General features: G+C 52.1%; 29 protein-coding genes and 1 riboswitch. Of the genes, 15 read left to right on the top strand and 14 right to left on the bottom strand.

All coding sequences use genetic code 11. From position 1 onward, the window contains the following. Nucleotides 1-96: 96 nt before the first annotated feature. Both BKD14_RS16535 and BKD14_RS16530 read right to left on the bottom strand, forming a co-directional pair. Nucleotides 97-321, bottom strand: a complete 225-nt coding sequence (locus BKD14_RS16535; protein ID WP_075657289.1) for a hypothetical protein — start codon at nucleotides 319-321, stop codon at nucleotides 97-99. Then, entirely contained in the window at nucleotides 311-1,315 is a 1,005-nt protein-coding gene (locus tag BKD14_RS16530) for an NAD(P)H-quinone oxidoreductase (RefSeq protein WP_075657288.1), read from the bottom strand. Before BKD14_RS16530 ends, BKD14_RS16535 begins: the two co-directional genes overlap by 11 nt. A 394-nt stretch (nucleotides 1,316-1,709) precedes the next feature. Between BKD14_RS16530 and BKD14_RS16525 the strand changes: the two genes are divergently transcribed. Together BKD14_RS16525 and BKD14_RS16520 are read left to right on the top strand one after the other, a co-directional pair. After that, complete coding sequence (locus BKD14_RS16525) at nucleotides 1,710-1,901, top strand: DUF1192 domain-containing protein (protein WP_028233183.1); 192 nt, start codon at nucleotides 1,710-1,712, stop codon at nucleotides 1,899-1,901. 242 nt (nucleotides 1,902-2,143) lie between these two features. Then, complete coding sequence (locus BKD14_RS16520) at nucleotides 2,144-3,430, top strand: MFS transporter (protein WP_075657287.1); 1,287 nt, start codon at nucleotides 2,144-2,146, stop codon at nucleotides 3,428-3,430. Nucleotides 3,431-3,463: 33 nt separating this feature from the next. Here the strand turns inward: BKD14_RS16520 and BKD14_RS16515 are convergent, their stop codons facing one another. Then, nucleotides 3,464-3,862: a helix-turn-helix domain-containing protein gene (locus tag BKD14_RS16515; RefSeq protein WP_075657286.1), complete on the bottom strand. Its 399-nt coding sequence runs from the start codon at nucleotides 3,860-3,862 to the stop codon at nucleotides 3,464-3,466. A gap of 68 nt (nucleotides 3,863-3,930) precedes the next feature. Between BKD14_RS16515 and BKD14_RS16510 the strand changes: the two genes are divergently transcribed. Then, nucleotides 3,931-5,316 carry an MFS transporter gene (locus tag BKD14_RS16510; protein WP_245293666.1) on the top strand — a complete coding sequence of 462 codons (1,386 nt, stop codon included), beginning with the start codon at nucleotides 3,931-3,933 and terminating at the stop codon, nucleotides 5,314-5,316. Nucleotides 5,317-5,412: 96 nt separating this feature from the next. On the opposite strand, the gene BKD14_RS16505 is transcribed toward BKD14_RS16510, so the two are convergent. Beyond that, nucleotides 5,413-5,595: a DUF465 domain-containing protein gene (locus BKD14_RS16505; RefSeq protein ID WP_028233180.1), complete on the bottom strand. Its 183-nt coding sequence runs from the start codon at nucleotides 5,593-5,595 to the stop codon at nucleotides 5,413-5,415. Between the two features lie 334 nt (nucleotides 5,596-5,929). On the opposite strand from BKD14_RS16505, the gene BKD14_RS16500 reads away from it, so the two are divergent. The 5 genes from BKD14_RS16500 to BKD14_RS19390 all read left to right on the top strand — a co-directional run bounded on the left by BKD14_RS16500 (nucleotide 5,930) and on the right by BKD14_RS19390 (nucleotide 9,074). Then, the gene (locus BKD14_RS16500; RefSeq protein WP_033315775.1) at nucleotides 5,930-6,133 is read left to right on the top strand and encodes a YdcH family protein; all 204 of its coding nucleotides are present in this window, start codon (nucleotides 5,930-5,932) and stop codon (nucleotides 6,131-6,133) included. A 120-nt stretch (nucleotides 6,134-6,253) separates the two neighbouring features. Next, entirely contained in the window at nucleotides 6,254-6,760 is a 507-nt protein-coding gene (purE, locus tag BKD14_RS16495; RefSeq protein WP_075657284.1) for a 5-(carboxyamino)imidazole ribonucleotide mutase, read from the top strand. Nucleotides 6,761-6,763: 3 nt separating this feature from the next. Then, complete coding sequence (locus BKD14_RS16490) at nucleotides 6,764-7,837, top strand: 5-(carboxyamino)imidazole ribonucleotide synthase (RefSeq protein ID WP_075657283.1); 1,074 nt, start codon at nucleotides 6,764-6,766, stop codon at nucleotides 7,835-7,837. A 242-nt stretch (nucleotides 7,838-8,079) separates the two neighbouring features. After that, nucleotides 8,080-8,205, top strand: coding sequence for a type B 50S ribosomal protein L36 (gene ykgO, locus BKD14_RS16485; RefSeq protein ID WP_075657282.1), 126 nt, complete (start codon nucleotides 8,080-8,082; stop codon nucleotides 8,203-8,205). 143 nt (nucleotides 8,206-8,348) lie between these two features. Next, a complete protein-coding gene (locus BKD14_RS19390; RefSeq protein WP_175576126.1) occupies nucleotides 8,349-9,074 on the top strand; it encodes a hypothetical protein in 726 nt (241 codons plus the stop codon). A gap of 98 nt (nucleotides 9,075-9,172) precedes the next feature. On the opposite strand, the gene BKD14_RS16475 is transcribed toward BKD14_RS19390, so the two are convergent. The 4 genes from BKD14_RS16475 to thiB form a co-directional block, all read right to left on the bottom strand. Beyond that, a complete protein-coding gene (locus BKD14_RS16475; RefSeq protein WP_051138948.1) occupies nucleotides 9,173-10,678 on the bottom strand; it encodes a M48 family metalloprotease in 1,506 nt (501 codons plus the stop codon). A gap of 358 nt (nucleotides 10,679-11,036) precedes the next feature. Next, nucleotides 11,037-11,771, bottom strand: coding sequence for an ATP-binding cassette domain-containing protein (locus BKD14_RS16470; protein ID WP_075657280.1), 735 nt, complete (start codon nucleotides 11,769-11,771; stop codon nucleotides 11,037-11,039). Next, on the bottom strand, nucleotides 11,768-13,414 hold the full coding sequence (gene thiP / locus BKD14_RS16465) for a thiamine/thiamine pyrophosphate ABC transporter permease (RefSeq protein ID WP_139316458.1): 1,647 nt from the start codon (nucleotides 13,412-13,414) through the stop codon (nucleotides 11,768-11,770). The genes BKD14_RS16470 and thiP overlap by 4 nt, the downstream gene beginning before the upstream one ends. Nucleotides 13,415-13,484: 70 nt before the next feature. Continuing rightward, complete coding sequence (thiB, locus tag BKD14_RS16460) at nucleotides 13,485-14,486, bottom strand: thiamine ABC transporter substrate binding subunit (protein ID WP_075657360.1); 1,002 nt, start codon at nucleotides 14,484-14,486, stop codon at nucleotides 13,485-13,487. A 67-nt stretch (nucleotides 14,487-14,553) separates the two neighbouring features. After that, a riboswitch (TPP riboswitch) is annotated at nucleotides 14,554-14,663 on the bottom strand. A 185-nt stretch (nucleotides 14,664-14,848) separates the two neighbouring features. Here thiB and BKD14_RS16455 point away from each other — a divergent pair. From BKD14_RS16455 to BKD14_RS16445, 3 genes are all read left to right on the top strand, one after another. Continuing rightward, nucleotides 14,849-15,490, top strand: a complete 642-nt coding sequence (locus BKD14_RS16455) for a thiamine diphosphokinase (RefSeq protein WP_075657279.1) — start codon at nucleotides 14,849-14,851, stop codon at nucleotides 15,488-15,490. A 110-nt stretch (nucleotides 15,491-15,600) separates the two neighbouring features. Continuing rightward, a complete protein-coding gene (locus tag BKD14_RS16450) occupies nucleotides 15,601-15,885 on the top strand; it encodes a glycine zipper 2TM domain-containing protein (protein ID WP_075657278.1) in 285 nt (94 codons plus the stop codon). A 159-nt stretch (nucleotides 15,886-16,044) separates the two neighbouring features. Then, on the top strand, nucleotides 16,045-17,856 hold the full coding sequence (locus BKD14_RS16445) for an ABC-F family ATP-binding cassette domain-containing protein (protein ID WP_075657277.1): 1,812 nt from the start codon (nucleotides 16,045-16,047) through the stop codon (nucleotides 17,854-17,856). A 63-nt stretch (nucleotides 17,857-17,919) separates the two neighbouring features. Here the strand turns inward: BKD14_RS16445 and BKD14_RS16440 are convergent, their stop codons facing one another. Together BKD14_RS16440 and BKD14_RS16435 are read right to left on the bottom strand one after the other, a co-directional pair. Then, nucleotides 17,920-18,867, bottom strand: coding sequence for an aldo/keto reductase (locus BKD14_RS16440; protein WP_075657276.1), 948 nt, complete (start codon nucleotides 18,865-18,867; stop codon nucleotides 17,920-17,922). A 111-nt stretch (nucleotides 18,868-18,978) separates the two neighbouring features. Further along, complete coding sequence (locus BKD14_RS16435) at nucleotides 18,979-19,434, bottom strand: MarR family transcriptional regulator (protein ID WP_022709938.1); 456 nt, start codon at nucleotides 19,432-19,434, stop codon at nucleotides 18,979-18,981. Nucleotides 19,435-19,506: 72 nt separating this feature from the next. On the opposite strand from BKD14_RS16435, the gene BKD14_RS16430 reads away from it, so the two are divergent. Next, the gene (locus BKD14_RS16430; protein WP_075657275.1) at nucleotides 19,507-19,860 is read left to right on the top strand and encodes a DUF1428 family protein; all 354 of its coding nucleotides are present in this window, start codon (nucleotides 19,507-19,509) and stop codon (nucleotides 19,858-19,860) included. A gap of 62 nt (nucleotides 19,861-19,922) precedes the next feature. On the opposite strand, the gene BKD14_RS16425 is transcribed toward BKD14_RS16430, so the two are convergent. The 3 genes from BKD14_RS16425 to BKD14_RS16415 form a co-directional block, all read right to left on the bottom strand. Continuing rightward, nucleotides 19,923-20,192: a DUF2312 domain-containing protein gene (locus BKD14_RS16425; RefSeq protein ID WP_075657274.1), complete on the bottom strand. Its 270-nt coding sequence runs from the start codon at nucleotides 20,190-20,192 to the stop codon at nucleotides 19,923-19,925. 257 nt (nucleotides 20,193-20,449) lie between these two features. Then, nucleotides 20,450-20,755, bottom strand: coding sequence for a DUF1244 domain-containing protein (locus BKD14_RS16420; RefSeq protein WP_075657273.1), 306 nt, complete (start codon nucleotides 20,753-20,755; stop codon nucleotides 20,450-20,452). A gap of 18 nt (nucleotides 20,756-20,773) precedes the next feature. Then, the gene (locus BKD14_RS16415) at nucleotides 20,774-21,571 is read right to left on the bottom strand and encodes an N-formylglutamate amidohydrolase (RefSeq protein WP_139316457.1); all 798 of its coding nucleotides are present in this window, start codon (nucleotides 21,569-21,571) and stop codon (nucleotides 20,774-20,776) included. A 292-nt stretch (nucleotides 21,572-21,863) separates the two neighbouring features. Here BKD14_RS16415 and BKD14_RS16410 point away from each other — a divergent pair, with 292 nt between their 5' ends. From BKD14_RS16410 to pyk, 3 genes are read left to right on the top strand one after another with little or no spacing between them, the layout of a single operon-like run. Further along, entirely contained in the window at nucleotides 21,864-22,169 is a 306-nt protein-coding gene (locus BKD14_RS16410; RefSeq protein WP_075657272.1) for a hypothetical protein, read from the top strand. A gap of 30 nt (nucleotides 22,170-22,199) precedes the next feature. Further along, entirely contained in the window at nucleotides 22,200-22,670 is a 471-nt protein-coding gene (locus BKD14_RS16405) for a DUF1036 domain-containing protein (RefSeq protein WP_022709932.1), read from the top strand. Next, nucleotides 22,667-24,103, top strand: coding sequence for a pyruvate kinase (pyk, locus tag BKD14_RS16400; RefSeq protein ID WP_075657271.1), 1,437 nt, complete (start codon nucleotides 22,667-22,669; stop codon nucleotides 24,101-24,103). Before BKD14_RS16405 ends, pyk begins: the two co-directional genes overlap by 4 nt. A 69-nt stretch (nucleotides 24,104-24,172) precedes the next feature. Here pyk and BKD14_RS16395 read toward each other — a convergent pair whose 3' ends face one another. Next, complete coding sequence (locus tag BKD14_RS16395) at nucleotides 24,173-25,078, bottom strand: RNA polymerase factor sigma-32 (protein WP_075657358.1); 906 nt, start codon at nucleotides 25,076-25,078, stop codon at nucleotides 24,173-24,175. Between the last annotated feature and the right edge of the window lie 263 nt (nucleotides 25,079-25,341).

Here is a 25,341-nt window from a genome sequence, read left to right as displayed (position 1 = left end):
CCTCTATAACCAAATTTTACACAATGAGCAAGAAAACCCTGCACAGGAATTCAGCGCATTTGTAACTCACTCCCCCTGTTTGCAGGGAGATTTCGGTTATGGCGTGCCGAAAATGGTGTTTTTTTGAGAACCGGAGCGGAGTCTAGCATTGAGCATTTCCAGCAAAAGTGCATAGCGGTTTTGCGTAGGACAATGCGACAAAACAAAAAACAAAGCGGTTCGACCGATTCCTTTTAAACCGGAACCGCTCCAGTACATGAGCACCGGACTCACAGAAAAACACCATTTGCAGGCCGCCAGAGGCGAAATATCAACCGACATCGAGGACGATTTTACCGATATGATTGCCCTCTTCCATACGTTCATGGGCACGCCATGCATCTTTCAGCGGATAAATCATATCCATCACCGGAGAAATAGTGCGGCATGCCAGCAACGGCCAGACCTTTGATTCCAGTTCCGCTGCAATCTGCGCTTTGAAAGCAACATCACGCGCACGCAGGGTCGAACCGGTATGGGTCAGACGTTTAGTCATCAGCTTGGCAAAATTGGCTTTCGCCTTGGCTCCGCCAAGAAAAGCGATCTGCACAATGCGTCCTTCAACCGCCGCCGCATCATAATTACGGTCGACATAATCCCCGCCAACCATATCGAGAATAACATCTGCACCCTTGTTATTGGTGGCAGCTTTCACCTGCTCGACAAAATCCTGCTCACGGTAATTAATCGCAACATCCGCCCCAAGCTTCAGACAGGCAGAGCATTTCTCCGCAGAGCCTGCTGTTACGATCACTTTGGCACCCAGCGCCTTGCCAAGCTGAATTGCCGTTGTGCCGATACCGGAACTGCCGCCGTGAATCAGCAATGTCTCGCCGGCCTGCAACTGCCCGCGCTGCACCACATTGTGCCAGACGGTAAAAAGTGTTTCCGGCAGAGCCGCCGCTTCCACGTAACCATAACCGGAAGGCAGCGGCAGTGCATTACCTTCACAAACCACGGCATATTCAGCATAACCGCCGCCTGCCAAAAGGGCAGTCACCGCATCGCCGACCTTATAACGCTGCACATCTGTGCCGATAGCCACCACATCACCGGCCACTTCCAGCCCCGGCAAATCTGAAGCACCGGCTGGCGGCGGATAATGCCCCTGTCGTTGCAGCACATCAGGACGGTTCACACCGGCAGCTTTCACACGGATCAGAATTTCGCCTTTACCCGGATGCGGCACGGCACGCTTGACTGGTTTCAGTACCGATGGCGCACCGGCCTGTTCAATCGCAATTGCCATCATCTGGGAAGCAAGTTCCGTTGTCATATCCGCTCCTTAAATTCTCTGGTCCGCCCAAAGCGCTTTCCCTGATCTAGTGGTCAGATTACGACATTTGCGCCCGTTCGTGACAGGCGCAGAGCAAATGTCGCAATCAAAAAGACCACTAGCAACTAAATAATGCTAGTGGATTTTTCGAATTTGCCGTTTGAAACAACATTTGTTTCGACGGGAGCTCAAACGGCAAATTCAATCCACTAGCCATATTATGCTGAAAAAATGCAATCTATAAAAATCATATCGCTAATGATGCAGGTTTATGAGATGCTGAAAACTTATGTGGCCTGCCCGCCCTGCATTTAAAGGCAAACAGGTCACGAATATTGCGAACCATATTGAAAGCTGCCGTGGACAGGCTGCAGCAGGAAGTGAGGAAAACGCCATGTTCTTTGATGATAATGCGCAGGAGACAACAACCTATAATCACCATATCGGTGAGGATGTGACCCTGCTTTCAGCGGCTGAAATCGACAATCGTATTGCCTTGCTTAAAGCGGAAATCCGCCGGTTGGAAACCGATCGCAATGACAGAAACCGCAGCCGTGCGGCCGCAGAGGCTCTGTTTCGCCTGTAAGCCTTTGCTATTTCCGGATGCACCATAGTTTCAGAACCTCTGCTCTCAAACAGGCGGAGGTTCTTTTTATTTTACCTGACACAATATCTCATCAATACAAAGCCTTGCACTCTTCCAAGCGATAGGTCAGCATGGTTACACTCAATCTGTCCGAAGCGGCAATTTCACCTTGCAGTTTCAGACGAACAGGTTTCAAGATCAGAAAACTGTAAAATAACCTGCAATAGAATAAAGGATTCTGCGTGTTCCGTTCCTATGTCCAGATTTTCGCACTGCTTTGCGGCACCGCTTTTCTGCTGATCGGTTCAGGTCTGCATGGTCTTTTATTGCCACTGCGCGGAAATGTGGAAGGCTTCTCGGTTACGGCTCTGGGTCTGATCGGTACAACATGGGCAGGCGGTTTCGTTGCTGGCTGTATTTTTGCACCGCGTCTGGTGCGCCGTGCCGGACATGTGCGGGCTTTCGGCTTTTTCGCATCCACTGCGGCAATTGTGGTTTTGCTGACCGGCCTGATGGTTGACGCTTCAATCTGGGTGGTTCTGCGCGCCATTACCGGTTTTGCCATGGCCGGTATTTTCATGGTGATTGAGAGCTGGCTGAATGAAAAAGCCACCAATGAAACACGCGGTAAAATTTTCGGCCTCTATATGATGGTCAACTACGGTGCCGTCATGACCGGCCAGATGCTGGTGATTACCGGCGATGTGGAAGGCAGTTCGCTGTTTATGATTGCCGCGATCTTCTTCTGCCTTGCGCTGCTGCCAACCGCAGCATCCAAAGCATCTTCGCCGCGCCCGCTGACCGAAGTACAGCTTGATCTGAAAAAGCTTTATTCCAATTCTCCGGTTGCCTTTGTCAGCGTTATTCTGATTGGTATTGCCAATGGTGCATGGGGTACACTCGGCGCGGTTTTCGGCTCACTCAGCGGTATTGATAAAACCACAATCGCGCTGATGGTCAGCTTTACCATTGCTGCCGGTGCATTAATGCAAATCCCTGTCGGACGTTTTTCCGACCGTATCGATCGCCGCTATGTCATGGCCAGCGTGGCCGGTTCTGCAGCCCTGATCGGTTTTCTTATTTTCGCCATCGCACCAACCAACGGTACACTCATTCTGGTCATGACCGCATTATACGGTTCGCTTGCTTATGCGATTTATCCGGTTGCCGTTGCACACGCCAATGACCACGCAACACCTGAGACTTTCGTCAAGGTTTCCGGCGGTTTGCTGCTGCTTTATGGTTTCGGCACCATGCTCGGGCCGCTGATTGCTGCGGAAGCGATGAATAATTTATGGCCTTCCGGCCTGTTTCTGGTGACAGCGGTCTCGCATATTGCCATTGCCGGTTATGCTATTCTGCGCTCGCGTAAACGCGCCTCGCCGCTACCTTCCGAAAAAGAGCAGTTCCAGAGCATGGCTGCGGAACGCCCTGCCACACAGGAAAGTGTGCTGCTTGATCCGCGCTCTGAGGCGGCACAGGAAGAGAAATCCGCCCCTGTACCGGAACCGGCAAAATCAGAGAACTGACACACGGGTAGTTAGCTCTTTTATCCAATATAGCTATTTACGGGCATGAAGTGCTGCCTGCATCAGCCTGCGGAATTTCGGACATTCCGTATGGGTTTCTGCAGGACATTCAGCCACATGCCGCAAGGCCTTGCTGAGTGTTGTCAGCTGACGGACCTGCAAATCCAGCTGGTCTGCCCGCTGATGCAGCGCCTGTCGTGGCAAATCAGCCGAGCCGTCTTTGCCGAACATGCCTTTCATCTCAGACAGTGGAAAACCCGCTATCTTCCCCAGCGAAATCAAAGCCAGCTGCTGCTGCACTTCCGGTGCATATTGACGGCGCAAACCATGGCGGCTGAAAGATTCAATCAGGCCGATCTCCTCATAATAACGGAGTGCGGAAGGTGACACTCCGCTCTTCTCCGCCAGCACACCTATATCAAGAAGTTTCATACTTGACCTCAAGTTGACTTGAAGTGGCAATGTAACAGCGACTCAAACAAGCCACAAGAGGAACAGCTGTGCGTTTCGCCCTCTCTGATACTTCTCCTCGCCTAGCAATCCTTGCTCTTTCAGGTTCCATGCTGCTGGCCTCCATGGCCGTGAGCATCACCGCTGTCGCATTACCGGCGCTCAGCAGAACACTGGACGCTCCTGTATCTGCAGTTCAGTGGATTGTGCTGATTTACCTGTTGTCCGTCACAATAGTGATTGTACTGGCGGGGCGTTGTGCCGACCTGTTCGGCCAGCGTTTTATCCTGCTGACCGGCCTGATAATCTTCACAATCAGTTCGCTGCTTTGCGCCGCAGCACCAAATTTCACAATGCTCATCGCCGCCAGAGCAATACAGGGTATAGGCGGTGCCATCCTTATGGCATTACCGGTCTCAATAATAAGAGGCATGGTTTCCGGCGAACAGACAGGCACCGCCATGGGGCTTCTCGGCTCCATGTCAGCAATCGGAACCGCGCTTGGCCCTGCACTCGGAGGCATCCTGATTGCTGTCTTTGGCTGGCGTTCCGCGTTTATCCTGCTGGCAATATCCGGTTTTGTCTTACTGGTTCCTGCTATCAAAGCGATACCGGCATCACCGCCAAATCATAAAATCAACCGCTCGCTGGATCTGTCAGGCGCGACCTTACTGGCTATTGTGCTGTTTCTCTATGCAGTGATAACGACCGGAAATAAAAACGGACTGAACTGGGATATGGCTGTCACCATTCCGGCGGTTCTGGTTGCCCTGATAATTTTTGTGGGTGTTGAAATCCGGTCTTCTTCACCGCTGGTGCCTCTGTCACTCTTGCGCAATCCTGTTATCAGCGCCTCGCTGATAACCAACCTGCTCATCAGCTCAGTGATGATGGCAATGCTGGTGGTCGGGCCATTCTTCTTGTCATTCGGCCTGCTGCTGGGGGAGGCGACAACGGGACTGGTTGTCGCTGTTGGTCCTGTTGTTGCGGCGCTGGCCGGTATCCCTGCCGGACGCATTACAGACCGGTTTGGTATAAGACGCGCGCTGGCTTACGGACTGGCTGTCATGAGCATTGCGCTCATCTGCATGGCTTTACTGCCCGTCAGATTCGGAACTACAGGATATATTTTATCTCTGATAATGCTGACACCCTGTTTTCAGCTGTTTCTGGCCGCCAATAATACAGCCATCATGCTTGCAGCACCCGAAGACCAGCGCGGTATCTTGTCCGGATTGCTGGGCCTGTCGCGCAATCTGGGACTGATGACCGGCGCATCTGTCATGGCCACAATATTTGTTACCGCACTGGGACAGGAAGAGCTTGTTCATGCAGCTGCAAAATCCGTCGGATTTGCCTTTACTGTCACCTTGCTGACGGCAGCAGGACTTGCACTGCTTTCACTGATAATCACGCTCATCAGCATAAGAAAATAAATCCGGTGCGGGCCTGATATCCGGCCTGCACCTCATCTTTCAGAGCCTGCCAATCCGGCGGTTCTGTCTGAAACTGTGCTTTACAGTTTAGCGTAATTAATGTCGGGTGACTTGGGTCCTAAGCTTTTCTATCTGTTCCTTCAGATACAGCTTTTTGCGTTTAAGATCGGCGATCGTCAGCGTATCAGTAGCTGGCAATGCTGCGGCGTCGGAAATTTCCTTTTCCAGTGCATCATGCTTCTTTTCCAGTGAGGCAAGATGGGATTCAAGTGCCATTATTGCTTCTCCTTTATATTTACGCGTCACTCTCATTTTGTCAGCGGATCAGGCTCCAAGACCCGTTCGGTCTGCAGGAACCTGCTTGTGACAGTTCCCAGCCTCGAACCAGACTATGACAAAACAATGACAGTCTTGCATGAGATTTGATTAATGTCGAATTCATATTTGGCACATTTCAACTTTGCCAAATTTGTGCTACGGCAAAGCTGAAAAAGGGCGGATTATACTGACCTGCGGTGCTTCTGTGAAAATCGCAACCCATATTGGTGCGCGATAAATGCAGATGTCTGCGGTTCTGTTCTCGCTGTGAAGACAAGATCAGATGGAATATGCCATGGCCGATCAGGAACAAGCCGAAATTCGCCTCTCCGTTGCACGGTTGCGCCAGGAACACACGGATTTTGATCTTGCCATTAATGCGATGATGCAGACCGGTTGTAACCAGCTCAGCATTCAGCGCATGAAAAAGAAAAAACTCGCGATCAAGGATCAGCTGAGCAAGCTGGAAGATAAAATCATTCCGGATATTATTGCCTGAGTTCGGCACCAAAACCGACTCGATCACTTTACATTCTCACAGCAAATAAAAGACCGGCAGACTTTTACGAAGCCTGACCGATTTTTTATTTTTTAAATCCAGCACCTGACAGGACATTTCATGGCAGATAACACACCAACTTCCCCGAAAGTCGCCATCATTATGGGCAGCCAGTCCGACTGGCCAACCATGCGCAATGCGGCGCAGGCACTGGATACGCTGGGGGTTGCTTATGATGCCCGTATTATTTCTGCGCACCGCACGCCGGATCGCATGGTTGAATTTGCCAAAACGGCACGCGATCAGGGCTTTCATGTGATTATCGCCGGTGCAGGCGGTGCCGCCCATCTGCCGGGTATGGTTGCATCCATGACGCCGCTGCCGGTTTTTGGTGTGCCGGTACAGTCCAAAGCGCTGTCGGGTCAGGACTCACTGCTTTCCATCGTCCAGATGCCTGCGGGTATTCCTGTCGGCACAGTAGCTATCGGCAATGCCGGTGCCACCAATGCCGCACTGCTTGCCGCTGCAGTTCTGGCACTGCATGACAAGCCGCTGGCAGACCGTCTGGATGCCTATCGCAAAGCCCAGACCGATGCCGTGGCTGCCGCCCCGAAAGATGAGGACTGAGCCATGCTGCAAGCAGGATCAACAATCGGAATTATCGGCGGCGGTCAGCTTGGCCGTATGCTGGCCATGGCGGCAGCGCGCCTGAGCTTCAAAACCATTATTCTGGAACCGCAGGCGGATTGCCCTGCCGCACAGGTCGCCAATCACCAGATCGTGGCTGCCTATGATGATCGCGCCGCCTTGCTGGAACTGGCTGAAGCCTGCGATGTTATCACCTATGAGTTTGAAAATGTGCCGGTAGAAGCCGCACAATTTCTGGCAACAAAAAACATTGTCTCCCCGCCACCGCTGGCTTTGGAAATTTCTCAGGACCGCGTTGCCGAGAAACAGTTTCTCAATGAGAGCGGTATTGCCACCGCACCATGGCGTGTGGTTGACGATGTGCAGGATCTGGTCGCAGCGCTTGGCGCGCTGAACGAGCGCGGCATTCTGAAAACCCGCCGTTTCGGCTATGACGGCAAAGGTCAGGTGCGCCTGAACAGCCTCGATAATGACGCTGCGGCGGAAGCCATTGCTGCCATTAAAAATGCTCCGGCAATTCTTGAAGGCTTTGTGGAATTTACCCGTGAAGTTTCTGTCATTGCCGCACGCGACAAGGCAGGCAATGTCCGCCTTTATGACATTGCAGAAAATGTTCACAAGAACGGCATTCTCGATACCTCAACCATACCGGCATCGGTCAGCTCTGAAACCGCAGCAGCCTGCACCGAGGCCGCACAGAAGCTGCTTCATGCGCTGGATTATGTTGGTGTGCTCGGCTTTGAATTTTTCGTTCTGCCGGACGGTTCTGTCGTTGCCAATGAATTTGCACCGCGTGTCCATAATTCCGGTCACTGGACAGAAGCGGCCTGTGCTGTTTCGCAATTTGAGCAGCATATCCGTGCTGTGGCCGGCCTGCCGCTCGGTGATCCGCGACGTCACAGTGACTGCGTTATGGAAAACCTGATCGGTGATGATGTACTCAAAGTTCCGGCGATTCTGGCAGAATCGGATGCGGTACTGCATCTCTATGGTAAGGCCGAAGCACGTGAGGGACGCAAAATGGGGCATGTCACACGCATTAAAAACGGAAAATAACACCGTTTTGCGGGTTCCGTGCGCATCAATGGTTGACAATTGACCCATTCATTGACTATTTCACCTCAACCATTCAAACGTGCTCTTTGGCTCGCTCTGAAACATGCTCCCAAATACGGGAAACGGTTTTGGGAACAAGGCATGTATAGAAACAAAGAGCTGGAACGAGCGCAGCGTTTCTAATGAAATGAGACACGTTCCAGGAATATGCCCAATTCGGGCCAAACACATTGGTGAGTAACATGAAGATCAAGAATTCGCTTAAAGCGCTCAAAGGCCGTCATCGTGACTGCCAGCTGGTTCGTCGTAAGGGCCGCGTATACATCATCAACAAAACTGCTCCTCGCTTTAAAGCCCGCCAAGGTTAATCTTGGGGTTAATGAGCTGAGTGAGACAGCTCTGAGAGTTGTTTCAGACAGTAAGTTGTAGAGAATTTTAACAGCGCCGGTATTAATTTACCGGCGCTGTTTTTATGCCTTTAATCAGCCGGTTTCTGCTTTATGATAGCACTATGACCAAGACACGCAGCTCCCTCACCGTTTCTCTGATATCAGCCCTGATGATCACGGGCGCTGCGGGCTTTGCTGCGGCAGAAGATATCAGTGCTACCGGCAAAACAGAGCCGCAGCCAATGCCGCCTGCCGTGACCATACCTGAAACCCCGAAACCGGCACCAATCAACAACACGGCGGCAAAACCCAAAGAGAAACCGAAAAATCCCGATGTGGAAATGGCAGGGCCGCTCACAGAAACCCGCCGGAAAGAACAGGAGCAGCTGTTCACGGATTTGCGCAAGGCATCCACGCCGGAGAAGTCCCATGCCATAGCCAGCCGCCTGCGCCAGAGCTTTGTGCGCACCGGCAGCGATAGTCTGGATCTGATGCTGCGCTGGGCTGAAACCGCCCTCAATCAATCACGCGATGCGGAAGCACAGGATTATATTGACGAGGTGATGGCACAGCGCCCTGACAATGCAACGGTCTGGCAATTGCGCGCTCGCCTGCATCTGCGCCGCAACGAGCTGGCTCCTGCCCTCAATGACATCAGACAGGCAATGATTTTAGAGCCGCGCAATTTTGATGTTCTCATCAATTATGCAACTTTGCTGCGCGAAACCGGAAATCGCAAAGGTGCCCTCCGGCTCTATGAACAGGCTTTGAGTGTTTATCCGATGATGAAAGAAGCGCAAGATGAAATGCTGAAGCTCACGGAAGCTGACAGCGATACCGCCCTCTGAACCCGCAATTAGAGCATAATTTAAAGTGTTAGAGCGACCCTGTTGTAGTGCCAAGTCTGGCACACGGCGCTCTAAAAGCCCCTTACGGGGCTTTTAGCTTATTCACTGATGATTTTCACACGGTCGCCCGCAGAAACCGTACCGCCGCTCGGCAGAGCATTCAGAAGGCGGAAGAGATCAAGCTTGCGATCAGTTCCCTGCATCCGGTTGGCCAGCGAGCCGAGCGTATCTCCGGCTTTCACACTGATCACGCGGATGCGCAGAGGCTTCGCTGCAGCCTGCTCGGCTGGTGTCAGCACGCGGAAGCTTTGTGTGGTCGCTTGTGTCGTTGCGCTCAAAGCATTGCTGTTTTTCGGTGCGGCGATGAGGAAGCGATAAACTTTCTGACCGGAGGCGATGACAACAATTTCAAACTGCCATTTATCGGCACTGGCACGCGCAGTGGCTGCAGGCAAACCATTGATTGTGGTTGTCTGCACAGACTGCTCATCAAGGCCTGTCACCCAGCCGCTGCGCAGATAGGCTGCAAGATCACCGCCCTGTGGCAGTGCTGCACCGTCAAAACGGATAGCCAGTTCACCCGGACCGCTGGCCATAACGGCACTGGCTGAATTATCAATCGTAAAGCCCTGCGGAACACTGAAAGTCACACCGAGTTTCGGGTGAATAAAGGTGCGCTCACGCACAAAACCTTCCTGCGGCGTGTCACCATAGAGCAGGCCGTCAATTCCGTTCAGGAATGAAGGGCGGTCAGTGGTGCCGACACCCGGTGCACCGATGCGGCGTGCATGGCCGATGGCCAGATCAACGCGCTGTGGTGTGGCCGGATGGCTGGCCAGAAAGTCGAGGCTGGCATCGGTCGCACCGGAGACAGAGCGGAACCCCGTATAGGCTTCCATCGACTGCAGAAAACGTGCCGAGGCAAACGGATCATAACCCGCAGCGCCGATCATTTTAATGCCGATTGCATCGGCCTGTAATTCCTGATTGCGCGAGAACTGGGCAAGGCGCAGCTTGCTGCGGATTGCCGCCTCACGACCGGCCGCATCATCATGCAACACCTCGGAGGCAACGCGTTTGGCAAGTACCGATTCAGCTTCTTTTGCCTGTCGCAGAATACCGTGATTGGCCGTGACATGCCCCATTTCGTGGGCAATTACAGCAGCCACTTCGGATGAATCATTGGCAAGCGCCAGCAAACCGCGGGTCACATAGAGATAACCGCCGGGCAGCGCAAAAGCATTGATATTCGGGCTGTTGAGAATTGTAATACGGTATGTCTGGTCAGGATTGTCAGAAACCGTTGTGAGATTGCCGACGATCTTTGCAACCATGCGCTCAAGCTTGGCATCTTTATATTCCCCGCCATAGGTGGCGAGAATACGCGGATGCTGCTGCGCGCCAAGCTGTGCCAGCTTGTCATTCTTGCTGACATTGGCAACCGTAACGGGATTGGACGACGGGCCGATCACATCGGGATCACTGAAATCTACAGTACGGCAGGCAGATAAAAGCGCGACCAGACCAATAGCGGCTGATCGTTTGAAAACTGGAGAAATAGAGGGCTTTTCCGCTGCGGAAAACCGTGCTGCCCTTAAAAGCATATCCAGTGTCGTGTCCCCGTTTACTTCAAAGCTGATTTGGCGGTGCCGGTTGCACGGCCTGTTCAGCGATTCTGTCTGCTCGTCTGCAAGCGAATTGCCCGCAATATAAACAATGCTCTTCTGAATAGAAGTGAAATGATTTTTGCGGTATTTCACAAATTGTCAGCTATTGCATCATTAGTAGATATAGGCTGGTTCTCTGTTTAACCAGAGCCGGTCGCATTAAATGATCGTAATGCACCCGCTCCGGATCGCCTGAACCGCCGCATAGCCGGCGGCTCAAGTCGAGCATTTAACTGCGCATGCTTTGTGTCAATATCACGTCATTCGCTATGATAATCTGATTATCGTATTGTAATCAGGATGTTTTATGCTCTGACGTGCCCATATAGTCACGCACGGGCTGAGGGCCGGAGGGCGAGAGCATCATGGCTGCATCACCCTGCTCTCTGATTTGCCCGTCTTTGAGAAAAAACAACGTTGAATCGAAACGCAGTGCATCTTCCGGCGTATGCGTCACCATCAGAATGGTGATGCCGGTTTCCTGTTGCAATTCACGGATCAGATCCAGCATTTGCTGTCGCAAGGCGGGGCCGAGAGAAGCAAAAGCCTCGTCCAGCAGCAAAACAGGCTTGTCACGCACCAATGCGCGGGCAATCGCAACACGCTGCCTCTCACCACCGGAAAGCGCTTCCGGTTTGCGGTTTTCTTTGCCGGTCAGCTCCACACGGTCAATGGCATTCTGCACCGCAAGATAATCCGCCTCATTCAGCTTCAGCGCAGGTGACCGGCCAAGGCTGACATTGGCGCGCACATCAAGATGCGCGAACAGATTATTCTCCTGAAACACCATCGTAACCGGTCGTCCGGCGGGGGCCTCAGTGCTGATTTCCTCGTCACCGATCAGAATATGGCCGGAAAGCGGTGCTTCAAATCCGGCAACCAGATTGAGCAGTGTCGATTTACCGGAACCGCTCGGCCCCACAATCACACCGGTTTCACCGGCCTTTAAATGCAGGTTGAACAGCATGTCTGTCGCTCCATAGGAGAAACGAACATTATCAAGGGTGATTGCAGCATTATGTCGTGTCATGAGGCATTCCGCTCAGTAGATTTGCCTGAATTGATCCGGCTGCCGGTTTTATCAGTGATAAGCATCAGTGCAAAACAGATAGCGGCAAGGATCAGCGCAAGGCCTGCTGCGTCACTGGTACGATAGCTGCCCATGCGCTGCAACAGAAGATAAGGCAAGGTCTGCACCGCATCGCTGCCGAAAAGAGCAATCGTGCCGAGATCGCCCATAGACAGCGCCATGGCAAAGATAAAGCTCAGGATAAGCGGACGGCGGATGACCGGCCAGTCGATCAGACGCAGACGGTTGAGCCCGCTGATACCGAGCGACGTGCAGAGCCGGTTATTCTGTGCCGCTGTACTGTCCCATGCAGGACGCAGCAAGCGCACCGCAAAAGGCATAGCCATAACACCATTCACAGCAATGACCATGAAGGGCGCGAGCGTGAATACATCGGTGAACTGGCGCAGCAATATGAACCAGCCTGCACCGATCACAATCGGCGGAATGATCAGCACCAGACTGGAACCACTGTCGAGGGCAGTGGTGAAAAAGCTGCGCAGCCGGTGCGGCGATTTCAGATTTTGCGCGGCGCTAAATTCGCGTGCGGTGACCAGCGTAAGCGACAACACGACACAAAGACTGGCTGCGCCAAAAGCCAGCAAAAGCGAGGTGATAATTGCCTGCTGCACCACGGTTTCATTCAGCAAACGCCACAGATCAGAACCCAAACCGGACAGAACCATCCCCAGAACAGGCAAGGCAATGAACAAGGTGGCAAAGAGGATAATGATACCTGATGAGATTTTCGACCATCGGCCGTGGTGAATATAATCTCTGTTGGTCGTGACCAGCGACAGCCCCTCTTCTGTCGGCTTACCGGTCAGACGCAGCAGGCACAACACGCCAATAGTCAGCAGCAGCTGGGTGAGCGTGAGGGCAACAGCACGCGCCAGATCAAAGTCGAAATGCAAGGCCTGATAGATGGCAACTTCCAGCGTAGTCGCGCGGGGGCCTCCGCCTAAGGTCAGCACGATGGTGAAGGAACTGGCGCAGAGCATGAAAATCAGCCCTGCAATACCGCTCAGATTTCGGGCAATCACCGGCCATTCGATCAGCCGGAAACGGGCAAAGCTGCCCATACCCAATTGCGCCGAGAGTTTCCAGTAATCCTGCGGGATGGATTCGAGACTGGCCAGCAGCAAACGTACAGCAAGCGGCATATTGAAAAACACATGCGCCAGCAAAATACCGGTCAGCCCGTAAATATCCGGTATCAGCGGCAGACCCAAAGTCGTACTGCCCTGCGCGATAAAACCATTGCGCCCGTAAATACTGGTAATGCCGAAGACGGCGACCAAGGACGGCAATGTCAAAGGCACCGCGAAAAAGCGCAGCAGTAATTTGCGGCCGCGAAATGCGGTATTGGCATGGAATGCACGGGCAACCGGCAGTGCAAACAGCACTGAGAGCAGAACTGACAACAGCGCCTGCAGCAGCGTAAAACGCGTAATATTCCATAAATAGCTGTCAAAAGCGGCCAGAGCATCACTATCGGATTGCAGCCCCTGAATGCCAAGTGACAGCAAAGCACCGCCGGTCAGAACCAGCAGCAGCATCAGCGCGATAAAGCCTGAAACAGTTTTAAAACGGAAGGCCTGCATATTTCTCCGTAGCTGCCCCGCCACAGGTGCGGCGGGTGCAGTCATATTCAAGGTCATAGACAGTTGTGTCTTAGCGGCTCATGGCTTTCAGCCACTCATCAACCCATGCTTTGCGGTTTTGTGCAACGGTTTCAGAAGCAATCAGCAAGCTCTTATCCGGTTTTGGCAGAGCATCAAAAGCCGCATCGAGCGGCACAGATGTGTCATAGGCAGGATACATCCAGTTGGTCTGCGGAATAACATCCTGAAAACCGGCTGTGGTCATGAATTTCAGAAACTCTGCAGCACGCGGGTTTTTAGCACCGTTTATCGTCTGGCCGGCCAGTTCAATCTGGAGATAATTACCTTCCTCAAAAGTCACTGCTTTATAGCGCTCGGTTTTATCCGAGATCATGTGATAGGCGGCAGAAGTCGTATAGGACAGCACCATCGGCGCCTCGCCTTTGGTAAACAGACCATAGCCCTCAGACCAGCCCGGTGTGACTGTCAGCACGCGTTTGCTAAGCTTCTGCCACTGTTCCCCAGCCTTGTCGCCATAGAGGTCTTTCACCCAGAGCATCATGCCCAGCCCCGGTGTCGATGTGCGCGGATCCATCAGAATGATTTTCTGCGAAGCATCGCCGTCAATCAGTTCTGCCATGGATTTCGGCGGGTTTTTCATCTTCTCGCTGTCATAGATCACAGCGAAATAGCTGTAATCATAAGGCAGGAAAACCTCGTCCTGAAAATTATCAGGCACATTGCTTTTCACATCGCTCAATCCGTGCGGGGCAAACAGGCCGGAGGCTTTGGCATCATTGATAAGATTGGTATCAAGCCCCAGAACAATATCGGCCTTGGTGGATTTGCCTTCCAGCTTCAGGCGGTTGAGCAAGGCCACACCATCGGCAACAGCGACAAAATTGACAGTACAGCCGCAGGATTTTTCAAAATTCTCTTTAACCTTCGGGCCCGGCCCCCAGTCAGATGTAAAACTGTCATAGGTATAGATGGTCAGGTCCTGAGCCTGTGCTGCACTTGCGCCGAGGTTTAAAACCGACAGAAGACCGGTTGTGAGAAGTAGATTTCTGATAAGCATGAGATAACAGCCGCGCGGGCTCTCCTCTGGTTATGAATTGATCCAAGGATTGAGCGCCGGAAGCCGGACAGCATCTAATCCCTCCGCCGGTACAAACCGGATCAGGTTCAGCGGGTTAGCCGGAGACCGGCCTCTCAGCCTCCGAAACCGAAGGCACCCCGTTAGAGCGAGCGGACAATAGGATAAAACAGCGTCACGGAGCAAGAGGATTGTTAGAGCATGTCGGACTCAAATGGTTTCATTTAAGCTGCTGCGAACATGCGACAATTAAAAAATCCGGAGCGAGCGCAGTGGGTACGATTAAACGCAACACACTCCAGACTTCCGGTCTGTGAAACAGCGTGATATGCAGCACCATGTCAAAATTTCTCATTCTTCTCGGCGGTGATCTCACCGTCACTTCGCGGCTGAAAAAGCAGATTGCCGGTGCACGCGTTTTGGCGGCAGACAGCGGTATGCGCCATGCGGCCGGCCTTGGCGTGGTGCCGGAATTATGGCTCGGCGACTTTGATTCCACTGATACGGCACTGGCCGCACAATATGGACACATTGAGCGGCAGGTCTTTCCCGTTGCAAAGAATATGACCGATGGCGAACTGGCATTGCATGAAGCCTATGAGCGCGGCGCAACAGAAGTGATTTTGGCCGGCGCTTTTGGCGGCGAGCGCACCGATCACACATTTCTGCATCTCAGTATGGCGGTAGCGCAGGCACATAGAGGGCGAAAAATATTTCTCTCCAGCGGCCACGAGGAAGCAACACCGCTGATCTGCGGGAAAACCGGTTTTGACCTGCCGGAAGAAACATTATTCAGTATTCTGGGCTTTGAGACATTAACCAGATTATCAATTTCCGGCGCCGAATGGCCGCTGGATAATGTGACTGTACCGTTTGGCTCTTCTTTAACGCTTTCAAATAGGGTAAAAGAAAACTTAACAGTGACGTTAGGTGGAGGCGCGGCAATTTTAGTCGCATCGCCTGCCATTGATTCAATCTGATGTGACTGAACGTAAAAACCTGTAAATTGTTTTGATAGTTGCCGTCTTCTTTTTGCTATAAAATGCAGGAGATTATGGCAAGTGAGTAGCCTCAACGGGAGTAACTTTAGATGAAATCACGTCTTTCTATGATCGCAGTAACAGCAGTGCTCGCGTTTTCGACTGTTGCCTGTACAACAGGCGAACAGCGCACCGCCGGTTACGGTGTGGGCGGCGCAGCACTCGGCGCGCTTGCCGGTGGCGCAATTGGCGGTAACGGCCGTGGCGCCCTGACCGGTGCTGCAATCGGTGCGGTTGCCGGTACGCTGCTCGGCGCAGCACAGACCCGTAACGGCGTTCAGTATTGCCGCTACCGCGACAATTACGGCCGCGTTTACGAAGCGCCTTGTAACTAATAGTTACAAAATTGAATTTAAAAACAGGCCGGTTTCCGGCCTGTTTTTTTATGCCTGCGCATTGACCCAGGAATTTAGCTGTAAGGGTTCCTGTTTGCAGCAATATGCAGTAATGAGCAGTAACAATCTTCGGCCTCTCTTTTTAAAGCGTAATTATCCATGGCTCCTCCTCTTCTCCGACTTGACCAGATCAGCCTGACTTTTGGTGGCACACCGCTGCTGGAAGATGCAGGCCTGTCGATCAGCGAGGGAGAGCGGATTGCGCTGGTCGGGCGTAACGGCTCCGGCAAATCCACGCTGTTGAAAATTGCAGCCGGTATGGTTGAACCAACCGGCGGCGAGGTTTTCCGTCACCCTTCCGCAACCATTCGTTATCTGGCACAGGCACCGGATATGGATGGTTTTTCCAATGTGCGTGATTATGTGGAAGCAGGTCTCGGCCCGACTGATGATCCGTATCGCGTGGCCTATCTTCTGGAAAATCTGGGGCTGACCGGCGATGAAACACCGGAGCAGCTCTCCGGTGGTGAAGCACGCCGTGCGGCATTGGCGCGGGTGATTGCACCGCAGCCGGATGTGCTGCTGCTGGATGAACCGACCAACCATCTTGATCTCGCAACGATTGAATGGCTGGAACAGGAATTGCGCCAGATCCGCTCGGCGATTGTGCTGATTTCCCATGACCGTCGTTTTCTGGAAAATGTCAGCCGCGCCACGATCTGGCTGGATCGCGGTGTGACACGCCGTATTGAACAGGGCTTCGCGCATTTTGAAGAATGGCGCGATAAGGTTCTGGAAGAAGAAGAGCGCGATCATCAGAAACTCGGCCGTCAGATTGTTCGTGAAGAACATTGGTTGCGCTATGGCGTGACTGCCCGCCGCAAGCGCAATATGCGCCGCCTTGGCGAGCTGCACACAATGCGCCATGAATTCCGCACCCATCGCCATGCGCAAGGCGTGGCAACGCTGCAGGCCAGCGATGTGAAAGAATCCGGCAAGCTGGTGATTGAAGCAGATAAGATCAGCAAAGCCTATGATGAGCGTGTGCTGGTCAAGGATTTCTCCATCCGCGTCAATCGCGGTGACCGTATCGGTCTTGTCGGACCTAATGGTGCAGGCAAAACCACATTGCTGTCGATGCTGACCGGTAAACTTGAACCGGATTCCGGCACAATCCGTCTCGGTGTTAATCTGGATTTTGCCGAACTGGATCAGAAGCGTGAGCTTAATCCGGATGAAACCCTGTCGCATTATCTGACAGACGGGCGCGGTGAATCGCTGGTGGTCAACGGCGAGCAGCGCCATGTTGTCTCCTATATGAAGGACTTTCTGTTTCAGCCGGAACAGGCACGCACGCCGATCCGTGAATTATCCGGCGGTGAGCGCGCACGTCTGATGCTGGCGCGGGTTCTGTCCCGTCCGGCCAACCTGCTGATCCTCGATGAGCCGACTAACGATCTGGATATGGAAACGCTGGATTTGTTGCAGGAACTGGTCTCCGGTTTTGCAGGCACCGTTATTCTGGTGAGCCATGACCGTGATTTTCTCGACCGCACTGTAACATCAGTGATTGCACCGGAAGGTGACGGGCGCTGGCTGCAATATGCCGGCGGTTATGCGGATATGATGGCGCAGCGCAAAGAAACCGCACTGGCACGCCGTCAGGTAAAATCTGCCGCACCCGCAGGTAGTGACAAGGCGGAAGCTGCCCCCGCACCAAAACGCGATGAAAAGCGCAAACTGTCCTATAAGCAGAAATTTGCGCTGGAAACGCTACCGGCGAAGATGGAAAAGCTGAGTGCAGAAATTACAGCGCTTGAGGCAAAAATGGCTGATCCGGCGCTTTACACCAAAGACCCTGCGCAGTTTGCCAAGATCGCTGCTGAGATTGAAAAGAAACGCAGTGAAAATGAAGCCCATGAAGAAGAATGGCTTGAATTGGAAATGCTGCGTGAGGAAATTGAAGGCTAATCAGTTCTTCGCAATGCTCTGATAAAAGCCTGCCTGAATGATGTTTCAGGCAGGCTTTTTGTTTTATGCGCTGGCCTTGTTCAGAACATCCAATGCATCCTGATCGAGCGTCAGCTGTGTCGCTTTAATCAGCTCTTCCAGCTGCTCAATCTTGGTGGCGCTGGCAATCGGCGCTGTGATTGACGGCTGCGCCATCATCCATGCAACCGCAATCTGCGCCACTGTCACGCTATAGCGATCCGCCACCTGATCCATCGCTTCCAGAATCTTCAATCCGCGTTCATTGAGATAGCTGGTGCCGACCCTGTTACCACGCGGGCTAATGCCTAAATCTTTCTCGCTGCGATATTTCCCCGTGAGGAAACCGGCCGCCAGTGTATAATAGGGAATAACACCAACCTGATTGGCACTCACCACCGGCTCCAGCGTGGTTTCATAATCCTTGCGATCATAGAGATTATACAACGGTTGCAATGAGTTATAGCGCGGCAGATTATGTTTCTCAGAGATTTCCAATGCGCTTTGCAGACGCTCGCCGGTGATATTGGATGCACCGATTGCACGGATTTTACCGGCTTTGATCAGATCCTGAAATGTACCGAGCACATCCTCAAACGGCGTATTCGGATCATCATAATGCGACTGGTAGAGATCAATATAATCTGTTTGCAGGCGCTTGAGCGAAGCGTCAACACATTCACGGATATGGGCAGGCGCCATGGTAAAGCCTTCGCCCATATCGGCACCGACCTTGGTGGCAATGATCATCTTGTCACGACTGCCACGGCTTTTGAGCCAGTTGCCGATAACGGTTTCCGATTCACCGCCCTTATGCCCCTCTACCCAGCGGGAATAGACATTGGCCGTATCAATAAATGTCAGGTCGGCATCGAGCAGACGGTCGAGCAACGCAAAAGATGTGGTTTCATCGGCTGTCCAACCGAACACATTGCCGCCGAAGCAGAAAGGTGAAACCTGTAAATCTGACCGTCCGAGTTGTTTCATGCGCATTCCGTTTCCTCCGCAGGATATGCATTATTCGTTCAAAGCGGATTATGACTAAAAAGATGCGGAGGGAAAGAAAAAGCGCGACAAACTATTCTGATAACACAGTTTTGTGTTTCATGCCGGAGTGATATTCCCAAGGCTGAGCAGCATTGAGCGCAAAAAATCACCGTTACCGTTCAGAAGGTTATTTTCCAGTTCTGCATGGGTCTGCCGCCAGACAGGCACGGCTTCTGCCAGCAGAGCTGAACCTTTGGGTGTCAGCAGTAATAATCGGCTGCGCCGGTCCGTTGCATCTGGTATAATTTCTATCAGTGCTTTTTTCTGAAGCGGCTTGAGTGCGGCCGTTAATGTCGTGCGATCCATGGCCAGCAATTGGGCAACCGGTGCGATGGATGGCGGTTCAGGCCTGTTTAAAGCCATCAGCAAAGAAAACTGGCCGTTTGTCAGTCCGAAAGGCCTCAAAGCATCGTCAAAATAACGGGCTAAAGCACGGGCTGCGCGCTGTGCGTGCAGGCACAGACATGTATCACGGACTTCCAATGTGGTCGAAAATGGTACATTCATTGACATTTTACAATTATGTTGATATCAACATATTAAGTCAACGCAAGAATAAAGTTGCCCACAAGGAGGAGAATGAAAATGGGATATGTCGAGGGTTTTGTCGCTTCTGTGCCGGAAAACCGTAAAGAAGACTACCGTAAACATGCAGCTGAAGCGGCTGTGATTTTTAAAGAATTTGGCGCCACCCGCATTGTTGAGTGCTGGGGCGATGATGTGCCGGATGGCAAGCTGACGGATTTCCGCCGCTCCGTGCAGGCCAAAGACGGCGAAGTTGTTGTGTTCAGCTGGATTGAATTTCCGAACAAAACTGTGCGCGATACAACCTGGAAAAAAATGATGGAAGATCCCCGCATGCAGGCGATGGGTGAATCCATGCCTTTTGACGGCAAGCGTATGATCTATGGTGGTTTTGAGAAACTGCTTGATGTTTAACGCTGATTTTTAACAATAAAAAAGGGGGCGAAAGCCCCCTTTTTGTTTCAGCACTGCTGAAATCAGCTCATGCCGAGCGCGTCCATATAAAGCTGGATCATCGCTTCTTCTTCCTGACGCTCATGCGCTTCTTTCTTACGCAGGCGGATGATGGTGCGTACAGCTTTAGAGTCAAAGCCGGAGCCTTTCAGCTCAGCGAAAACCTCTTTGATATCGTCAGAGATGGTTTTCTTTTCTTCTTCCAGACGTTCAATACGTTCAATAAATGCACGCAGCTGGCCGACTGCAATGGACTGGGCGCTGTCGCCGGTAATATCGTCGCTCAATATCATTCTCCGATTATAGACAAGACCATATGAAACGCTGGGCGAGTCGCAGGCCTTAAAACAGGTGGTCTTGGTTGCCTCACATGAGCCGCATGGTCAAGCAATGGATTTAAGAATCTTGGAACTTAAACTAGCCGCCAAGCGGTAAGATACTGGTTAAAATCTACAGAGTGGTTCAATTTTCGAGTGAAAACCCACTCTGTTTTTTATCTGTCGCTGCTTCGGGCAAAAAACCGGTAGCCACTTTTTCTGAAGCAGCTTTATTAGTGGCTTGGTTTTCGTGCAGAAAAAGCATCCTGCTGCGCCTGACTGGCCGGTGTCTGATATTTTTCCCGCCATTCATCATAAGGCATGCCGTAAATCTCGGCGCGTGCTTCGTCTTTGGTCAGCGCATTGCCATCAGCATTGGCCGCTTCCTGAAACCAGTTGGACAGGCAGTTGCGACAAAAGCCGGTCAGGTTCATCATATCGATATTCTGAACATCGGTGCGGTTGCGCAAATGCTCAACCAGCCTGCGAAAAGCGGCAGCCTCATAGGCGAGACGCTGATTATCCGTAATATTTGTCATGCAATTTCCTTTCGCAGCTCAAATCCGTTCAACGGAACCGGTGCGTGAACCATAATGACGGATATCGTGAATACCATCCATCATATTGATATGTGCCAGCATAGGCGCAAGACGCTCAGCCCAAATCTGCACACCTTCCGGCGTTGCAATCAGATCCTGCCGCACTTCAATCAGCACATTGGCATAGCCTTTGGCGGTACAATGGCGAAACAATGTGTCATTCCGCAGAGCGCCGTCATAGGGCTCATTGTCGCCGACAGATAATGTGCCGTCTTCACGCAGCATCGACAAAAGCGGTTTTATCGCCCGGTCATCTTTATCCCAGAGCAATGCAACCTGCCACGGGCGCGGTATGGTTTTCCAGACCGGCGTATAGGAATGAACAGAGACGACAAAAGGGGCGCGGCCACCGGTTTGCAGCATCTTGTTGCAGGCTGCATCAACCGCATTGTGATAAGGGCGGTAAAAGCGGTTCAGCCGGTTTTCGCGCTCTTCAGTCCGCATCGGATAATTGGCCGGAATAACAGCACCGTCCGACAACTGCATAATCAGCGTCGGATCATCCTCACCGCGGTTCGGATCAATCAGCAACCGCGAAAAACCGCCGAGCACCGCCGGACTGTTCAGCTTTTCTGCCAGCGCTCTGGTCAGCATCTCAACGCCGATATCATAAGCGATATGGCGTTCAAAAACACGTGGCTCCAGCCCGAGCGTGCCGTAATCTTCAGGCACTGCACGGCTGGCATGATCGGCAATCAGCAGCAGACCTTGCTCAAAATCACCGTCAATGGTCTCAAAAGGGGAAAAACCTGTCATCTCGTTTCCGGCTATGGATTGGATGATCAACATATAAATGGATTGCAAGGAATTGCGAGCCATTTGTGACCGGCGCCCCATCTTGCAAGATAGGCCAGAGCATGTCTGGCTCAAATGGATAGACGTAAAAACAAAAAGATAGAGCACACGCAGCGGATATAATTAAACGCGATACGCTCTAGTATCCGGTCGGAGTGTGGGCTATAGACAAAACAGTAATTAAATCGATTTGATTACAATTGTGACAACTGAAAACCACTGAATTCGCAAAACAGGAGGTATTCTTCAGACTGTGATCCGTCACTATCTGCCGGAGATGATTACAAAGGTTGCCGATAGCGGCTTGACCGGCAAGACAGGCTATTTTGCAATTAGTTCTGATTTACAGCGGAAAACTGACCTCAGGCTCTTGAGTCTGCCTGCAACTTGCGTGAATTATGCGGCTTTACGGCATCGCATTTTCATGGTGAAGCAGATACGGTGCCGCAACCCGATTGTTTACAGTGCTGTATCATTTGTTTCTGCCCGAAACAGAGCCGAACAAAAGATGCAGTCCGGTGGTAATGGTCAGGCTGTTACACCTTGCTGTCATATTTAAGCAGTACCGTGCGCTGAAAGGTTCTGGCGGATGCGTCTTCATTCTACCTTGTTCTATTGTCTGGCTTTTGTTTCGGTCACATTGATTTCTGTTATCTTTTCCGCACCTGAAGCCCGTGCCGATTTTCGCGTTTGTAATTCGACACAAAATCTTGTCGGTGTCGCAATCGGCTATCGCGCCAAGAGCGGATGGATCACGGAAGGCTGGTGGCATATTAACGGATCAAGCTGCAAGACCCTGATCGAAGGCCCGCTGACCTCCCGCTATTACTATGTTTATGCTGAGGATTCAGAAGGCGGCGGCCGCTGGGACGGCAAGGTCAATATGTGTGTGGCTGAAAACGAATTCAAAATTAACGGCGTGAATGACTGTTTTGCCCGCGGTTATCAGCGCTCCGGTTTTCAGGAATATGATACGGGCGAACAATCAAGCTGGATGGTGCAGCTGACTGATGATGCACCGGCCGGCAATGCCACAGTGACAGGAACCAATCACCAATGAGACGTGCGCGTAAGGTAAAGATCCTCGCAACACTTGGGCCCGCATCTTCGGATGAAGCGGTTATTGAGAAATTATTCGCGGCCGGTGCCGATGTCTTCCGCATCAATATGAGCCATGCCGATCACGATCTGATGCGTGAGCTGGTGCGCCGCATCCGCAATGTAGAGCGCAAGCTCGGACGCCCGATCGGTATTCTCGCAGATTTGCAGGGCCCGAAACTGCGTGTCGGCAAATTTAAAGACGGCAAAGTCGAACTCACACCGGGTCAGATTTTCACGCTTGATGACGATGAAACACTGGGCGATGAAAATCGTGTTTTCCTGCCGCATCCGGAAATTCTGCAGGCCGTACAGGCCGGTGACCGTCTGCTGATTGACGATGGTCGTTTAGCTTTGCAGGCTGAAGCGACCGACGGTAAGTCTATCCGTTGTAAAGTAATCTCCGGCACCAAAATTTCTGACCGCAAAGGTGTAAGCCTGCCGGATACGACATTGCCGGTTGGTGCATTGACGGAAAAAGACCGCCGCGATCTTGATGCTGTGTTGTTGGAAGATATTGACTGGGTAGCCCTGTCCTTCATTCAGCGGCCGGAAGATCTCGCGGAAGTCCGCAAGATTGCGCGTGGCCGTGTTGCTCTGATGTCCAAGATTGAAAAACCGCAGGCAGTTACCCGTCTCGATGAAATTATCGAATTGTCGGATGCGCTGATGGTTGCCCGTGGTGATCTGGGTGTAGAAATGCCGCTGGAAAGCGTTCCGGGCATTCAGAAGCAGATCGTGCGTGCCTGCCGCAAAGCCGGTAAGCCTGTTGTGGTTGCCACCCAGATGCTGGAATCCATGATTACAGCTCCGGTGCCAACCCGTGCGGAAGTCTCCGACGTGGCGACTGCCGTGTTTGATGGTGCAGATGCGGTGATGCTGTCTGCGGAATCTGCCGCCGGTGATTATCCGGTGGAAGCGGTTGCGACCATGGCGCGGATTGCCGAGAAAGTAGAACGCGACCCGAATTATCCGTCCATCGTCAATAATCAGCGTTCCGAACCGGAAGCCACCGGTGCGGATGCGGTATCGCTGGCAGCCCGCCAGATTGCCACCACACTCAACCTTTCGGCGATCATCTGCTATACTTCATCGGGCACCACAGGCCTCAGAGCGTCACGTGAGCGCCCGCTGACGCCGATTATTGCCCTGTCGCCAGTCGTTGAGACAGCACGTCGTCTGTCGATCGTCTGGGGGCTGCATTGCGTGGTGACTGAAGATGCGCGTGATCTGGATGATGTGGTCAACCGCGCCTGTCATATTGCCCATCGGGAAGAGTTCGCCAAACCGGGCGATCGTGTGATTATCACTGTCGGTGTGCCGCTCAGAACCCCTGGCAATACCAATATGCTGCGCATTGCCTATATCGGTATGGACGGTCTGACAGGCATCTGACGACACCTTCAACCTGAAACGAGAAAGCCCGCTTTAAAGCGGGCTTTTTTATAAGCACATAGGTCGTGCTCAGGCGTGATAGGCTGCAATGCCATTTTGGGAAAGCAACGCAGCCCGCAGTTTTTCCAAAGCACGGTTTTCAATCTGGCGGACACGCTCTTTAGAAATACCAAGTTTTTCTCCCAGCATTTCCAGTGTCACGGCATCATCTTTCAAACGACGCTCGCGGATAATGCGCAATTCACGATCATTCAGCACGGATAATGCCTGTTTCAGCCAGCTGACACGTCGCTCGCTGTCGATCATATTCTCAACAATTTCATCCTGCAGCGGGTGATCATCGACCAGAAAATCAATCTTCTCCGCACTGCTGTTGTCATCCGGCGAAACAGTCATACTTAAAGAACTGTCGGGGCCGGATAATCTGGAATCCATCAGTTCTACATCTTTTTCAGACACGCCGAGCTGATCGGAAATACGGGTATATAATTCGCGCTTCGACAGGGTTTCATTGCTCTGCACCAGTTTTGCACGCAAACGGCGCAGATTGAAAAACAAAGCTTTCTGCGTTGAACTTGTACCACCACGAACAATCGACCAATTGCGCAGAATATAGTCCTGTATCGATGCTCTGATCCACCAGATCGCATAGGTGGAAAAACGCACCTCCCGCTCCGGTTCAAAGCGGAAAGCAGCCTCCATAAGCCCCACTGTCCCTTCCTGTATGAGATCGGCCATCGGCAGATCAAATTTGCGGAAACGTCCGGCGGTGGAAATCACCAGCCGCATATGGGATGAGGTAATTTCATCCAGCGCATGCTGATCGCCCTGCTCTTTCCAGCGCTGAACAAGTTCCTGTTCCTGTTCCCGTTCAAGATAAGGCGCGGACATAGCACTGCGAATAAGATTTCTGGAGGATACAAAAGAGACGGTACGTTTCGTAACTTCGGTGGAGGAGGACGCTACAGGCTTCATTTCAATCTCCATAACGAAAATATCAACGCAACCTGCTTATGAGGATCACGTTATCCGCTAGGAGTTAAACGCATCAATGGAAGGCCGGTTCCTTCATCTTCTGCTAATTTTATGATTTTTTTGAACAGAGAGCTTGAAAAACACTTTTTGTGCTCCAGCACATGCTTCAGAGCAGATACATGCTGTGCAATCATTACTACGTAGCGAAAATATACATAAAACAATAACGCCGCTCTGAGTGAACAGAACGGCGTTATTGTTAT

It is taken from the genome of Pseudochrobactrum sp. B5, from assembly GCF_001939785.1.
GTDB classification, from domain to species: Bacteria; Pseudomonadota; Alphaproteobacteria; order Rhizobiales; family Rhizobiaceae; genus Pseudochrobactrum; species Pseudochrobactrum saccharolyticum.
Note: the sequence above shows the minus strand (reverse complement) of the source record. Positions and strands in the feature narration are given on the sequence as shown.

What these genes read in the sequence shown, in the direction of transcription:
- BKD14_RS16535 (WP_075657289.1), bottom strand. Translation starts at nt 321, where the DNA reads ATGTCGGTTGATATTTCGCCTCTGGCGGCCTGCAAATGGTGTTTTTCT.
- BKD14_RS16530 (WP_075657288.1), bottom strand. Translation starts at nt 1,315, where the DNA reads ATGACAACGGAACTTGCTTCCCAGATGATGGCAATTGCGATTGAACAG.
- BKD14_RS16525 (WP_028233183.1), top strand. Translation starts at nt 1,710, where the DNA reads ATGTTCTTTGATGATAATGCGCAGGAGACAACAACCTATAATCACCAT.
- BKD14_RS16515 (WP_075657286.1), bottom strand. Translation starts at nt 3,862, where the DNA reads ATGAAACTTCTTGATATAGGTGTGCTGGCGGAGAAGAGCGGAGTGTCA.
- BKD14_RS16500 (WP_033315775.1), top strand. Translation starts at nt 5,930, where the DNA reads ATGGCCGATCAGGAACAAGCCGAAATTCGCCTCTCCGTTGCACGGTTG.
- purE (WP_075657284.1), top strand. Translation starts at nt 6,254, where the DNA reads ATGGCAGATAACACACCAACTTCCCCGAAAGTCGCCATCATTATGGGC.
- BKD14_RS16490 (WP_075657283.1), top strand. Translation starts at nt 6,764, where the DNA reads ATGCTGCAAGCAGGATCAACAATCGGAATTATCGGCGGCGGTCAGCTT.
- ykgO (WP_075657282.1), top strand. Translation starts at nt 8,080, where the DNA reads ATGAAGATCAAGAATTCGCTTAAAGCGCTCAAAGGCCGTCATCGTGAC.
- BKD14_RS19390 (WP_175576126.1), top strand. Translation starts at nt 8,349, where the DNA reads ATGACCAAGACACGCAGCTCCCTCACCGTTTCTCTGATATCAGCCCTG.
- BKD14_RS16475 (WP_051138948.1), bottom strand. Translation starts at nt 10,678, where the DNA reads ATGCTTTTAAGGGCAGCACGGTTTTCCGCAGCGGAAAAGCCCTCTATT.
- BKD14_RS16470 (WP_075657280.1), bottom strand. Translation starts at nt 11,771, where the DNA reads ATGACACGACATAATGCTGCAATCACCCTTGATAATGTTCGTTTCTCC.
- thiP (WP_139316458.1), bottom strand. Translation starts at nt 13,414, where the DNA reads ATGCAGGCCTTCCGTTTTAAAACTGTTTCAGGCTTTATCGCGCTGATG.
- BKD14_RS16455 (WP_075657279.1), top strand. Translation starts at nt 14,849, where the DNA reads ATGTCAAAATTTCTCATTCTTCTCGGCGGTGATCTCACCGTCACTTCG.
- BKD14_RS16450 (WP_075657278.1), top strand. Translation starts at nt 15,601, where the DNA reads ATGAAATCACGTCTTTCTATGATCGCAGTAACAGCAGTGCTCGCGTTT.
- BKD14_RS16445 (WP_075657277.1), top strand. Translation starts at nt 16,045, where the DNA reads ATGGCTCCTCCTCTTCTCCGACTTGACCAGATCAGCCTGACTTTTGGT.
- BKD14_RS16440 (WP_075657276.1), bottom strand. Translation starts at nt 18,867, where the DNA reads ATGCGCATGAAACAACTCGGACGGTCAGATTTACAGGTTTCACCTTTC.
- BKD14_RS16435 (WP_022709938.1), bottom strand. Translation starts at nt 19,434, where the DNA reads ATGTCAATGAATGTACCATTTTCGACCACATTGGAAGTCCGTGATACA.
- BKD14_RS16430 (WP_075657275.1), top strand. Translation starts at nt 19,507, where the DNA reads ATGGGATATGTCGAGGGTTTTGTCGCTTCTGTGCCGGAAAACCGTAAA.
- BKD14_RS16425 (WP_075657274.1), bottom strand. Translation starts at nt 20,192, where the DNA reads ATGATATTGAGCGACGATATTACCGGCGACAGCGCCCAGTCCATTGCA.
- BKD14_RS16420 (WP_075657273.1), bottom strand. Translation starts at nt 20,755, where the DNA reads ATGACAAATATTACGGATAATCAGCGTCTCGCCTATGAGGCTGCCGCT.
- BKD14_RS16415 (WP_139316457.1), bottom strand. Translation starts at nt 21,571, where the DNA reads ATGACAGGTTTTTCCCCTTTTGAGACCATTGACGGTGATTTTGAGCAA.
- BKD14_RS16405 (WP_022709932.1), top strand. Translation starts at nt 22,200, where the DNA reads ATGCGTCTTCATTCTACCTTGTTCTATTGTCTGGCTTTTGTTTCGGTC.
- pyk (WP_075657271.1), top strand. Translation starts at nt 22,667, where the DNA reads ATGAGACGTGCGCGTAAGGTAAAGATCCTCGCAACACTTGGGCCCGCA.
- BKD14_RS16395 (WP_075657358.1), bottom strand. Translation starts at nt 25,078, where the DNA reads ATGAAGCCTGTAGCGTCCTCCTCCACCGAAGTTACGAAACGTACCGTC.